Genomic DNA, 13188 nt, shown 5'->3' on the forward strand with positions numbered 1-13188 from the left:
CTCACGTTTTGTTGCCTCCTGATGATCGAACCGATGTCGGAATGATCTTTAGTTTGTACATACATAGTGCGCAATACTGCTTAAAATACTGCATGGTTTTGTCAATTTTAAAACTTTTGCGCACTATAAATAAGCACCGATAAGTGCCAATGCCTTTAACATTATACACCATTTCCTGTAAATTTCCAAATACAAATTGTTAACAATTTCCTTATCATGAAAAAAGGGCTGGAAGAATTATCCTCCGGCCTTTTTTTCATTACAAATGTTTCTCTTTTTTCTTGGATTTTCCTAAATATGCCGCCTTAACATCCTCATTCGCAAGCAATTCTGCACCGGTTCCGGACATACTGATGCGGCCGGTTTCGAGCACATAGCCGTAGTTTGCTGCCTTTAGCGCTAGGTTGGCATTCTGCTCAATCAATAAGATGGTAACACCCTGTTTGTTTATTTCTTTAATAATATCAAAAATACCTTGAACTACGAGAGGAGCCAAGCCAAGAGATGGCTCATCCATCATAATAAGTTTTGGCTTGGACATCAATGCACGCCCAACCGCAAGCATTTGCTGTTCTCCGCCGGAAAGCGTGCCTGCCATCTGCCATGAGCGTTCTTTTAAGCGGGGAAAAAGCTCATAAATCCAGTTAAGATCGGAGGTTAAATCATCTTTTCGCATATATGCGCCGATTTTAAGGTTCTCTAGCACCGAAAGGTTGGGGAATACACGCCTTCCCTCGGGTACCAACGTAATCCCCTTTGCAACAATCTCATCAGAGGATTTTCCGGTTATATCCTCATTTTGAAAAGAAACCGTACCGGATTTAGGCTTTACCAAACCAACAATACTGCGCAGAATTGTACTTTTGCCCGCACCGTTTGCCCCAATCAGCGTAACGATATTATTTTCGGGTACCTCAAAGCTAATACCTTTGACCGCTTCGATACCACCATAAGATACGTGCAGATCACTAAGTTTAAGCATTCTCCTGCACCCCCAAATACGCGTCGATAACACGCTGATTATTCTGGATTTGCTCCGGTGTGCCGCGTGCTATCATTTCGCCGAAATCCAACACATAGATTCGATCTGATATCTCCATTACGAGATCCATATGATGCTCAATCATAAACACAGTGAGCCCGAATTTGTCCTTTATATCCCGGATGAACTCGGTCAGCTCGTCGGTTTCCTGCGGATTCATTCCGGCCGCAGGCTCGTCGAGCAGCAGCAGCTTTGGTTCTGTCGCAAGAGCACGGGCGATTTCAAGGTGACGCTGCTGCCCGTAAGGCAAGCTGCTGGCAATTTCATCCTTGACATCAGTCAGCCCTAAAATCTCCAGAAGATGCATTGCAGATTGCTGCATGGCCTTTTCTTCTTTATAGTTTGCGCGGAACATTGCACTTACCACGTTTGCTTTGGAGCGGCAATGCCTTGCAATGAGTACATTTTCGAATACGGTAAGATTTTTAAACAGACGAATGTTCTGAAAGGTTCTGGCTATGCCCAGCTTAGTAATTTTGTCGGGTGATTTTTTATAAATCGGGTGATTTTCAAAGAAGACTACACCCGAAGTAGGTGCATATACACCGGTAATAACGTTAAATGCCGTTGTTTTTCCGGCACCGTTCGGACCAATCAGTGCCACTATCTCCCCTTCGTTTACTTCAATGGAAAGGTTATTAACTGCAGTGACACCGCCAAATTGCATCGTAATGTTTTCAGTTCTTAAAATATTTCTATTCATTTTGCGGCACCCCCTCTTGCGGCCTTTTTGCCCGAAAATGCCGACTTTGCTTTAGAGCCCCAGCCGATGATACGATCCCATGTCAATTCTGTTGTGCCCATAAGACCCTTGCGGTAGAACAGAACCACCAACATCAGCAGGATGGAAAATACGACCATGCGAAGCCCCGGACGGAAGATAGGTATCTCTACGTTTCCAATGGTGAGCGGCTCGTCTAGGAAGCGCAGCCATTCAAGCCCAGCGGTTACGATAAATGCGGAGATAACGGTACCTGAGATGCTGCCCATTCCGCCCAAAACAATAATCAGCAAGAAATTGTAAGTAAGTGTAAAGATAAACTGTTTTGGATCTACTGTGCCGAGCAAAGCCGCAAATAAACCGCCGCCGATTCCGGCAAAAAAGCCGCTGAGCATAAAAGAAATAACCTTATGCTTGAACAGGTTAATTCCCATTGCCTCTGCCGCAATTTCGTCCTCTCGTATGGCTTTAAATGCACGGCCGTAAGAAGAGTGAATAAGCAATGCCATCAGAACTACTACAATAGTAGCCGTACCGACAGTCCACCAAAGGCTCTTGATGGTAGGTATCCCCTTAATTCCAAGAGAGCCGTTGGTAATCGACTGTAAATTGGTGAACACGATGCGAATGATTTCAGAAAAACCTAGGGTTGCGATTGCAAGATAGTCGCCCTTTAAGCGGAGCACCGGTGCACCGATTAAGAAAGCAACGACTGCAGAGAGCAGTCCGCCCAAAACAAGAGCCACAATAAGCGGCATATGGATATTTGCAATTGCCGGAGCCATTGGCTCAATGTAAAAAACTGTTGCGCGCTGTGCGACGGGAACTGTAAAAATCGCCACAGTGTATGCACCGATTGCCATAAAGCCTGCCTGCCCCAGTGAAAACATACCCGTAAAGCCATTCACCAGATTCATAGAAAGCCCCATGATGGTGTAAATTGCACACAGGCTGATGATTCTACGCAGGTAAGAGTCAATATTCTCATTTGCAAAATAGGTTGCACCAATTAAGATTATGAAGAATACGACAGTCAGAACAATATTTCTCTTTTTCTTCTGGTTCATATTCATCACACCTTTTCAGTTACTTTCTCGCCCAACAAGCCAGTGGGCTTAACAAGCAGAATAATAATAAGGAAAATAAACGCGAATGCATCACGATAGCCGGTAAGGCTAGGTAAAAAAGCAATCAGCAAAATTTCACCCAAGCCCAGCACAAAACCGCCGAGCATTGCACCCTTGATATTGCCGATTCCGCCAATAACCGCAGCAATAAAGCATTTAAGCCCCGGCATAACGCCCATCATTGGCTGAATTTGCGGGTATTTAACACCCCACAGCAATGCGCCGACAGCCGCAAGGGCCGAACCGATTGCAAAGGTATAAGAGATGACTCGATCGATTTTGATACCCATGACACGCGCAATTTCATAGTCCTTTGAAACAGCACGCATCGCCATGCCAAGCTTTGTCTTGTTGATGATAAACAAGAGCCCGAGCACCAACAAAATGACCACTACCGGAATGATAAAAGATACATATTGAATCGAAACGCTGCCGATCATAGTAGTATCTGCAAAGTTGCCGATTTCGGGAAAAGCTTTTGGCTTACCGGAAAACAGATATGTAGCAAGGTTCTCCAATAAATACGATACACCGATTGCAGAAATAAGAATGGAGGTTTTCGGTGCGTCACGCAATGGTGTATACGCAGCTTTTTCGATGCCTACACCAAGCAGTGCAGTGAGCAGAATCACAAGCACTGCCGTAACAGGCCATGGAATGCTGAACACTGCGATACCAAAATAGGTAAAGTAGGCTGCCATCATAAAGATGTCGCCATGTGCAAAGTTGATCAGACGCAGTATTCCGTATACCATGGTATATCCAATTGCAATAAGCGCATACAAGCTGCCTACAGAAATACCATTGGCAAGGTGCTGCATAAAGGTTGGGAAATCAAGCATAGGATGAACACCTCTCATGCAACAAGTGCTTCCCCCTTTCGAAGGAAGCACTCGTCAATTTTTGTTTCTTAATGCTTCTTAGGGATGGATTATTTGTCAACCTTCATGTTTTCTTGGAAGGCGAATTTTCCGTCTTTAACAACCTTGATTACTGCAGTATCCTTATCTGCATCACCCTCTGCGGTGAGGTTGATAATACCGGTAACACCTTCAAGATCTTTTATTGCAGCAATCGCATCTCTAATTGCAACAGGGTCAGCGGAGCCTGCAGCTTCAATTGCCTTGTAAGCCAGCAGATAGGCATCATAGCCCAAAGCGGTTACGGCAGCAACGTTTTTATCAGGGTTCTTTGCTTTGTAAGCCTCCAGGAATTTAGTTGCTTCAGCGGTAATGGGGTTGGTGTCATCAAAGAAAGTAGACAAAACAGTACCTTCAACATCCGCACCACCGACCTCAATAAACTCGTTGGTTTCCCATGTGTCGCCGCCTATAATTGGCACATTGCTGCCAAGCTTGCGAGCCTGCTTAATGATCATAGCGGACTCGGTAAAGTTACCGGGAGCAAAGATAACGTCCGGGTTTGCTGCAAGTACAGTGGTGAGCTGGCTGTTAAAATCTTGGTCACCGGTGTTGTAGTTTGCAGTTGCAACAATGCAGTTCTCGTCGCCGGTCAATTTCTTGAACGCATCTACGAAAAAGCTTGCCAGACCCACAGAATAGTCGTTAGAGACCTCTTGGATGATAGCGGCTTTTTTAGCTCCTAAAGACTTAGCAGCATAGTTTGCCATAACTGTTCCCTGGAACGGGTCGAGGAAGCAAACACGGAAGTAATAATCATTGCCCTGTGTAACCATTGGGTTGGTACAGGAGGCACCGATAGCGGGAACTTTATTTGATTTTACAAGGTCCCCCGCCGCAATGGAGAAACCCGAACCCCATGAGCCGAGGATTACGGATACTTTATCTTTTTCAATCAATCTGGCAACAGCTGTGGTTGCCTCTGCCTTATCTGATTTGTTATCAACAACGACGAGTTCAATTTTTTTGCCGAGCACTTCGGGATAAAGCTCATTTGCAAGCTTCATACCCTCTACCTCAAGCTCACCGCCGGCAGCATTCGCACCCGTGAGAGGTTCGAATACACCAATTTTAATCGTATCGCCGGAAGCCGCATTCCCTGGCGCCTTATTTGAACAGCCTGCGAATACAGACAGTACCATGGCAGCGCACAGCAGTATTGCTATTGTTTTTTTCATGTAAAACCCTCCATTGCATAATTTTAATATGTACTCTTAATAATTTCTAAATACTTTGTATTTAGAATGTTAACAGTATATCACGTTAAAGTATTACATGCAAGAACAAAATCATAAAACTCCATATTTGATGTATAATACCTTATTTAAGGCATTATATGAATTTATTCACAAGACTAATCTAAAAAAGAAACAATATTTTTATTATACAATTTAAATGTTTTATATTTAACTTTTTTTAATTTATTTGTTATATTGACTGTGTTTTCGAGCCAAAAACAAACACATCTCCATAATCCTCTCACAAAATACACATGTGCTTTCACAGTACACATATTGTTTTTGCAGGGTTGTATGTAAAATCTTGCAAAATGTTGCAAATTCGCAAAAAAATAAAAGCGAAAGCCAATATGACTACGCTTTTATTTTTTATTATTATTCTACGTTATACTTTGACAACATTTCATTTTTGATTTTCCATAGTTTATCCGAAAGGTCGACATAATACCTATGTGGAAATTCGAAACGTTTTACTTCATCCCATAGCATTGCAACCTGTCCCTCACAATAAGTGCGAATATCCTCCAACTCGGGACAATCGTACACAAGCTTTCCTTTTTCAAAAATAGGGGTTAACAGCTTGCGTACTGTATAGTTGGTAAGCGTCTTCTTTTTCCATGTAGCAACCGGATCAAAAATTGTGTAAGGCTTGGTTTCATCAATAATCTCATCAAATAAGGTGACACAATCCGCAATTGCCTGCCCATTTGTTTTATTATAAAAACGATAGATGGTTTTAAAATGAGGGTTTGTAATCTTTTCGATTGTTTCGCTGATTTTAATCTTAGGGTCGTAACTGCCGTCCTCCTTTTGGATAGCTGCCAGTTTATATACCCCGCCGAATACAGGGTCGCTTTTGGAGGTGATGAGATTTTCACCTACACCAAAAGAATCTACCTTGGCACCCTGAATCAATAGATCACGAATCAGATATTCATCCAGTGAGTTGGATGCACAGATACCGACATCAGAAAATCCTGCCTCATCCAGCATAATACGAGCTTTTTTAGAAAGATATGCGATATCTCCGCTGTCGATACGAATACCTTTCGGACGGTACCCCATCGGCAGCAGCACTTCATTAAACATCTTAATCGCGTTTGGCACACCAGATTTAATCACGTTATAGGTATCAACCAGTACCGTGCAGTTATCCGGGTAAACCTCTGCATATTTTTTAAACGCCTCGTATTCAGTATCAAACATCTGTACCCAGCTGTGTGCCATAGTACCTATAGCAGGAACACCATACAGAAAATCGGATATAACACAGGCGGTACCGGTACAACCGCCAATGTAGGCAGCTCTTGCACCAAGTATTGCGGCGTCATAGCTTTGAGCACGGCGTGAACCAAACTCAAGAATGCCTCTGCCCTGCGCCGCACGTACAATACGGTTTGCCTTAGTGGCAACCAAAGACTGATGGTTAATGGTAAGAAGCGTCATTGTCTCAATCAGCTGAGCCTGAATAACAGGCCCGCGTACAATCACGACAGGTTCATTTGGAAAAATTGGCGTACCCTCCGGCATCGACCATACATCACACTCAAATTCAAAATCCTTCAAATAGTTTAAAAACTCTTCGCAGAAGATACCGCGGGAGCGCAGATATTCGATATCCTCATTGGTAAATTTAAGATTATTTAAATAATTGATCAGCTGCTCAAGCCCTGCAAACAGCGCGAAGCCTCCGCCATCGGGAATTTTACGAAAGAACATATCAAACACCGCAACACGGTCTCCGATTCCGTGCTCAAGGTATCCGTTTGCCATTGTTATTTCATAAAAATCAACCAGCATGGTTAAATTTCTATCATCACTGCCTTGCATTTTCATACTAGCACCTACCATTATTCTTTAATTTTTGACTAAAACCTTACCATTATTATATTACAAATTAACGGTAAGGCAAGCAAAAACATTGTATTTGTGCGTTTATACAGACCGTTCCATTCATTGTGGAACATATTCGTATGTAGTGTACGCACCCACTAGACATTGTATGCAACTAACTTTTGGGGCTGCCGTTATCAAACGATTCTAACCCACAGAACGGATTTGTAATGCCATTTTCAACTGCATTGCATAATGCTTGCAGTAAAGACAATGTTTTCGTCAACGCTTGCTGTTCAAGCTGCTGGTAGGTACTGCATACCGGTATACTGCCGTCCGTAAGATGATACCACTGTTTTTTGCTTAAATTGAGCGGGTCACCCTTACCCCTGCCGCGCCGGACATGTGCTGACAGGCGGTTTCGTTTGCCGGCGATTCCATCCAGAGTCTTTGCAAGGGCGAGAACAAACGGTCTGCCCAGCACCAAGCGAATCACGCGGTAAGCATCTCCAAAGCACTGCTCCAGCCTAGCGACATCCACTTCTACATTGTAAACCACTGCGAAAAGATGTTGATAAAGTAACGCTATGTCTCGCTGCAGCTGCCGATCTGCAATCATTTCTTTTGCAACGGTAAAATCTGAGATGGTTTCCCCTGCTTTTATCAAGCATAATTCACTGTCAATATCGCTTTCCAATTTATTATGGATGCCCTGATGATAAGGTGCCGGCAGCGTTTGTTTTAGCTGTTCCTGTACGTAATATACATATGGGTGGGCGGTACTATCCAACCCATAATGGCAACAAAAACCCAGTGCATAAGCAAGTACATTATTGTAACAATCCTTGCCTTTGCAGAAAATCAAATACTGAACCAACTGGTTCAACAGCTTGTCTGTTTTTTCGCGGTGCATTACTCCGCCAAGACGGTTGATCGTATGGCCTACTCTCGGGGGTAGCATTCCACTGAAAAAAAGCAAATCCGGCCCCTGCAGCCCCCATTCAAATGCAATGCTATACTGTGACAAAAACTGTTGGAGCCCAGGCCGTGTGATTGCAGCAGTAACGTCGCGGCCAAACAGCGAGTGTGCAACATATGCGGGCATCGTATTCCCCCTTCCGGCGCTTTCTATTTTATGATAACACAGTTCCTCCAATAGTTCCATCTGAACGGTACAAATTAATATTACACAAACATCCCGTGTTCTATATGTTTTTTAGTGTATTATCTGGTATAATGAGGAAAATAAGTTGGAGGGACTGACTAAATTGGAAAAATTAAAGATGTCCAAAGAGGAGATAAGCTGGTCGTTGTATGACTGGGCGAGCTCTGCCTTTACCATGATGTTGTCTACCGTGATACCGATCTATATTAAAAATGTGGGTGACTCGATTCATTTAAGTGCGGCGCAAACAACCTCACAATGGGCGATTACACAGTCTCTTTCCACTTTGGCGGTGGCACTGCTTGCACCGGTTTTGGGGGCAATGGCTGACCACAAAGGAAAAAAGAAACGAATGTTCGCAGCATTCTTAACGCTTGCCCTGATAATGTCGGCCGTAATGGCGTTTTCGAATACCTATTATGTTCTGCTCATCACCTGTACTATTGCATGTGTTGGCTACGCGGGCACTAACATTTTTTACGATTCCTTTTTGATTGATGTGACCTCCGACAGCCGTATGGATTTTGTTTCCTCTTTCGGCTACGCAGTCGGTTATATCGGCAGTTGTATTCCGTTTATCATCAGCATTCTCATCATTAACTTTTCAGATGCGCTTGGAATTACCGCAGCCTTCGCCATTAAGCTCGCTCTTATTATTAATGTGTTGTGGTGGTTTGTATTCTCGCTGCCTTTGCTGAAAAACGTACACCAGAAGTATGGGATTGAAAAAGAAACGAATGAAAATATTATTATGAGCTCATTTGCTAAAATTTTCAAGACGCTTCGGTCTATTTGTAAAAACAAGCCCGTAGGAATGTTTTTGCTTGCATATTTCTTTTACATAGACGGTGTGGACACCATCATCAAGATGTCTACTTCTTTTGGTAAAGATGTAGGAATTAGTGATAACAGTCTGCTGCTTGCTCTGCTGGCAACACAGATTATTGCATTCCCTGCCGTCTTGATCTGTTCTAAACTGGTCAAGCGTTTCTCCTGTAAAAAAATCATATCGTTCTCTATTTTAATGTATATTGGAATTTGTGTCTTTGGGTTCTTTCTCAACTACGCATGGCAGTTCTGGGTGCTGGCCATTGCGGTGGCGATTGTACAAGGCACAATACAAGCGCTTTCGCGCTCTTACTTCGGCAAACTGATACCAAGCAAGGAAAATTCAAACGAATACTTTGGTTTTTACAATATTTTTGGCAAATATGCGAGTATCTTCGGCACTGCGTTGATGGCTTTGTTTACTACAATAACAGGTAACTCACGTTATGGCGTTTTAAGTGTTGCCATTCTGTTTATAGCGGGGTACTTTATCTTCCGTAAAGTCCCCGAAGCAATAACCGCAGAAGTATCTTAAAAGGTACGAAAAGGTTCCGTATCAGGTGATACGGAACCTTTTTTGCTTCATTTTCCAACCTTAATGGTAATATCCTTTTTTAAACTGCCTATAAACTCTTGTGTATCCATATCATAGGCTTCGATTGTAGCTTCTGCCTCATAGGTACCATCGTCAAGTTCTGCATCGAGCGGAGCAGAGGGTATGTGCATATCCGGTGCAAGGAAACCTGATTCATAAATTACAATGCCATCAGCAGTATCGATACGCACTTTTAAAAGATGCTGATTGTCCGCATGGTTTTCAATCATTAAATTTCCGGCAGATGCGCTGTCTTTAAATTCGGGGGCCACATTGATTTTATAAGCTATGTTACCATATTCCTTTTTGGTACCCGTCTTTTCGGTGGGGTCAATCATACCGCTGACTGCATTCGGGTCGATGTCAATACCAATATCGCGGTATTCGTCAAGTACGTCGTCTGAAAGAGACGCAGAAGGAGTAAGATTGAACGAAAAATCATCAACAAATGCGTAGGCGCATACAATCTCGACCAAAAATATGGATACAATTATTACCATACAGATAATCAGACTTTTCGTATGAAATCTTTTTACAGGCTCTCTCACGATGTTAGCACTCCTCAAACAGTCGAATTTAGTATAGGAACATTATACTAAATTCGGCAAAAGAAATCAAATGATTGTGCAAATGATTTTAGAGTATGTTACAATAGAACCATTACTCTAGCGACAAGAGGTTATTGAAATGAAAAAATTTGTTTTAGCAGCGCTAAGCGCAAAGTTTATCCATTCCAGCCTTGCACTAAAATACCTTTCTAAATTTGAGGGTAACAATCAGCGGCATCATATTGTTACAGCTGAATTCACCATAAACCAGCGCATTGATTTTATTTTAGAGGAACTTTACCGCTGCACACCCGATGTCCTGTTTTTTTCCTGCTATATTTGGAACATTGAGATGGTAAAGCAGCTTTGCCCTGCCCTAAAAAAGATTTTATCCAATTGCAGAATTATTTTAGGCGGGCCGGAGGTCAGTTACGATAGCGTAGATTTTTTGAAAAAGCATTCCGCGGTAGATGCAATAATCCGCGGCGAAGGTGAGCTGACATTCACTGAGCTGCTGGATGTATTGGACAGCGATAACAATGGGCTTTCTGGTATAAAAGGAATAACCCATAAAGAAGACGATGAGATTTTTGCAAACCCAGACCGTGAGCTGCTTGACCTTGCACGGCTGCCCTTCCCTTATGACGATGCTTTCACCGATGTGCAGGATAAGATTATTTATTATGAATCATCGCGCGGGTGCCCCTACCGCTGCGCATATTGCCTGTCTTCAGTGGAAAAAGGGGTTCGATTTGTTCCGCTTGAAAAAGTATACTCAGATTTGCAGCAGTTTTTGGATGCAAAGGTACGACAGGTAAAATTTGTTGACCGTACGTTCAACTGTAATCGTAAGCACACCATGGCGGTGTGGGAGTACCTTGCGGCACATGACAACGGTGTGACGAATTTTCACTTTGAACTCACCGCCGATTTGCTGGATGATGAAATGATTGAATTTTTACGTCCGTTGCGCAAAGGGCTGTTTCAATTTGAAATTGGGGTGCAGTCCACCAACCCCGATACCATTCGGGCAATCAACCGCAACGTGGATTTTGTGAAGCTTTCCGCCATTGTGCATAAGGTGAAGGCACTTGAGAATATTCACCAGCACCTTGACTTAATTGCGGGTCTGCCCTATGAAGATTACGATTCCTTTGCAAACTCATTCAACGATGTTTACGCTTTAGCACCGGAGCAGCTGCAGCTCGGTTTTTTGAAGGTGCTGAAAGGCTCACCAATGCACAACCGTTGCGAGGAGTTTGGCATTATCTACCGCGACTATGCCCCCTATGAGGTGCTTAGTACACGCTTTCTGCCGTATGGCGATGTGCTGAGGCTCTCTCATATCGAAGAAATGGTGGAGCTCTTTTATAACAGCGGTAAGTTTTTAAACAGCACAGAATATTTAGTGCGTTTTTTCTCTTCACCCTTTGCATTTTACGAGCGTTTGTCACAGCACTGGATTGCGGGAAATAACCACTATGTCAACCACAGTAAAGTGGCGTTATGTAATATTCTGTATGAATTTGTGCTAAAAGTGGACGGAATTGACCTTACGCAGTGGATGTGGCTGTTAAAGTTTGACCTTTGCCTGCATGACAAACCAAAAAAGTTACCAGACTGGCTTGAGCTTGACAATAACGCACAATATCGTCAGCGTATTTTGGAGTTTTACCAAAGGAAAGAAAACCTCGAAAAATATCTTGCGCAGTATCAAAGCTATGACCATAAGTTGGTTTACAAACTAGCACATATCGAGGTATTTGGCAGCGAACAAAGCCAGCACAAGGCAATTTTATTCGACTATGACCATCGCGACCTACTCGGAAATGCAGCACATTACCAAATAGAGTTATAACAAAAGCTTCTCTGTTTTACACAGAGAAGCTTTTGTTATTTCTTATTCTGAACCAAATGTTTTATTAATACAGCAAGCCCACTGCCTGCCGCCGCCAACAGCATATAGATAAAAACGTAAACCGTTGCACTGCTGTTATAAAACGTAGTAATAATCGGAACAAAAAGCACACCCAACAGCACCGGATAATACCAGCGAAAACCATTGCGCAGGGTGAACAAAAAACTACTGAAAAAGCAGAATAGCGTATTGATACCCAGCAGACCAAGCACCATTAAGGTCATGCCCCAATCACCTGTGGTCCCCACCGCGAATGCGGGAACTCCATAATACAGTAAAACTGCAGATAGCAGGTATGGCAACATTTTTTTCATGATATTTGTCTGCATATAATCGGCTCCTTCTTTGGCCATTATTCGCCGGATTGAATTTCAGCGTTTTAAAATTACAGTATTTTCTAGGGATTCCATTGTTGCATTATTATAGCACACCAATGGATTGGTTGACAATTGATTTGTCAGCTTGTGGTTATAAATAACACGTTTTGATCTCCCCTTCTGCCTTTGTAGATAAAGGCAGTTTATTTAATAAACAAAAAACAGCGCTTTTCACCAAACAGAAAAACGCTGTTCTATTAGCTTAAGGTGTGCTCTATAAATATTTTCACGCCAATTAAAACTAAAATCGCCCCTCCGGCGAGCTCTGCCTTTGATTTTAGAAAGAAACCCGATTTTTTGCCTATGATAACACCCGCAACACCAAACAAAAACGTTGTACACGCAATAAAAGAGGATGCAACCCAGATGTTTACATTCATTACCGCAAAACTGACACCCACAGCAAGCGCATCAATACTGGTGGCAATCGCTTGTAAAATCAGCATCTTTGTCGTAAGAATGCCTCCAACCGGACATGACTCGGGTTCTTTCATCTCTTTTACTGCCTCTAAAATCATTTTACCACCAATTGCACCGAGCAAAATAAGTGCAATCCAGTGATCTAAGCTGGAGATTGCTTTGCTGAAAGTTTGGCCTGCAAGGTAGCCGAGGATGGGCATAATCCCTTGTGCCAACCCAAATGCAAGTCCCACTTGGAGTGTCTGCCTTTTTGAAATATCTTTAATACACAAGCCATTTGTAATAGAAACTGCAAAGGCATCCATGGACAAACCCACCGCGAGTAATAAGAGAGTAACAATTCCCAAAAACAATCACCTTTTCTGACAAGATCAATAAATAAAAAATGAGACTTTTCTTAGTATATCGAAACGCCCACAAATTGTCAATTGCCCACAGCATCGTATTGCTTATTAT

The 13188-nt window shown here is 42.7% G+C and carries 12 protein-coding genes; 2 read left to right on the forward strand and 10 right to left on the reverse strand.

The window, feature by feature from the left end; genetic code table 11:
- Positions 1 to 259: 259 nt before the first annotated feature.
- The 7 genes from RTV33_RS03950 to RTV33_RS03980 all read right to left on the reverse strand — a co-directional run bounded on the left by RTV33_RS03950 (position 260) and on the right by RTV33_RS03980 (position 7986).
- Complete coding sequence (locus RTV33_RS03950) at positions 260 to 982, reverse strand: ABC transporter ATP-binding protein (RefSeq protein ID WP_312641775.1); 723 nt, start codon at positions 980 to 982, stop codon at positions 260 to 262.
- On the reverse strand, positions 975 to 1745 hold the full coding sequence (locus RTV33_RS03955) for an ABC transporter ATP-binding protein (RefSeq protein WP_312641777.1): 771 nt from the start codon (positions 1743 to 1745) through the stop codon (positions 975 to 977). Before RTV33_RS03955 ends, RTV33_RS03950 begins: the two co-directional genes overlap by 8 nt.
- On the reverse strand, positions 1742 to 2830 hold the full coding sequence (locus tag RTV33_RS03960) for a branched-chain amino acid ABC transporter permease (RefSeq protein ID WP_312641779.1): 1089 nt from the start codon (positions 2828 to 2830) through the stop codon (positions 1742 to 1744). Before RTV33_RS03960 ends, RTV33_RS03955 begins: the two co-directional genes overlap by 4 nt.
- Before the next feature lie 5 nt (positions 2831 to 2835).
- Positions 2836 to 3750 (reverse strand): branched-chain amino acid ABC transporter permease, encoded by a 915-nt coding sequence (locus RTV33_RS03965; protein ID WP_312641781.1) that lies wholly within the window; start codon positions 3748 to 3750, stop codon positions 2836 to 2838.
- Between the two features lie 71 nt (positions 3751 to 3821).
- Positions 3822 to 4988, reverse strand: a complete 1167-nt coding sequence (locus tag RTV33_RS03970) for an ABC transporter substrate-binding protein (RefSeq protein ID WP_312641783.1) — start codon at positions 4986 to 4988, stop codon at positions 3822 to 3824.
- A 435-nt stretch (positions 4989 to 5423) separates the two neighbouring features.
- Positions 5424 to 6884 (reverse strand): nicotinate phosphoribosyltransferase, encoded by a 1461-nt coding sequence (locus RTV33_RS03975; protein ID WP_312641786.1) that lies wholly within the window; start codon positions 6882 to 6884, stop codon positions 5424 to 5426.
- A gap of 172 nt (positions 6885 to 7056) precedes the next feature.
- A complete protein-coding gene (locus RTV33_RS03980; RefSeq protein WP_312641789.1) occupies positions 7057 to 7986 on the reverse strand; it encodes a zinc dependent phospholipase C family protein in 930 nt (309 codons plus the stop codon).
- A gap of 163 nt (positions 7987 to 8149) precedes the next feature.
- On the opposite strand from RTV33_RS03980, the gene RTV33_RS03985 reads away from it, so the two are divergent.
- Positions 8150 to 9409, forward strand: a complete 1260-nt coding sequence (locus tag RTV33_RS03985) for an MFS transporter (RefSeq protein ID WP_312641791.1) — start codon at positions 8150 to 8152, stop codon at positions 9407 to 9409.
- 47 nt (positions 9410 to 9456) lie between these two features.
- Here the strand turns inward: RTV33_RS03985 and RTV33_RS03990 are convergent, their stop codons facing one another.
- Positions 9457 to 10017 carry a hypothetical protein gene (locus RTV33_RS03990; RefSeq protein WP_312641793.1) on the reverse strand — a complete coding sequence of 187 codons (561 nt, stop codon included), beginning with the start codon at positions 10015 to 10017 and terminating at the stop codon, positions 9457 to 9459.
- A gap of 139 nt (positions 10018 to 10156) precedes the next feature.
- Here RTV33_RS03990 and RTV33_RS03995 point away from each other — a divergent pair, with 139 nt between their 5' ends.
- Entirely contained in the window at positions 10157 to 11875 is a 1719-nt protein-coding gene (locus RTV33_RS03995; protein WP_312641795.1) for a B12-binding domain-containing radical SAM protein, read from the forward strand.
- 35 nt (positions 11876 to 11910) lie between these two features.
- On the opposite strand, the gene RTV33_RS04000 is transcribed toward RTV33_RS03995, so the two are convergent.
- Both RTV33_RS04000 and RTV33_RS04005 read right to left on the reverse strand, forming a co-directional pair.
- Positions 11911 to 12264, reverse strand: coding sequence for a hypothetical protein (locus RTV33_RS04000; RefSeq protein ID WP_312641797.1), 354 nt, complete (start codon positions 12262 to 12264; stop codon positions 11911 to 11913).
- A gap of 245 nt (positions 12265 to 12509) precedes the next feature.
- Positions 12510 to 13079, reverse strand: a complete 570-nt coding sequence (locus RTV33_RS04005) for a manganese efflux pump MntP family protein (protein ID WP_312641799.1) — start codon at positions 13077 to 13079, stop codon at positions 12510 to 12512.
- Positions 13080 to 13188 lie beyond the last annotated feature (109 nt).

Origin of the sequence: Hydrogenoanaerobacterium sp. (assembly GCF_032017025.1) — a bacterium.
Classification (GTDB): domain Bacteria; phylum Bacillota; class Clostridia; order Oscillospirales; family Ruminococcaceae; genus Hydrogenoanaerobacterium.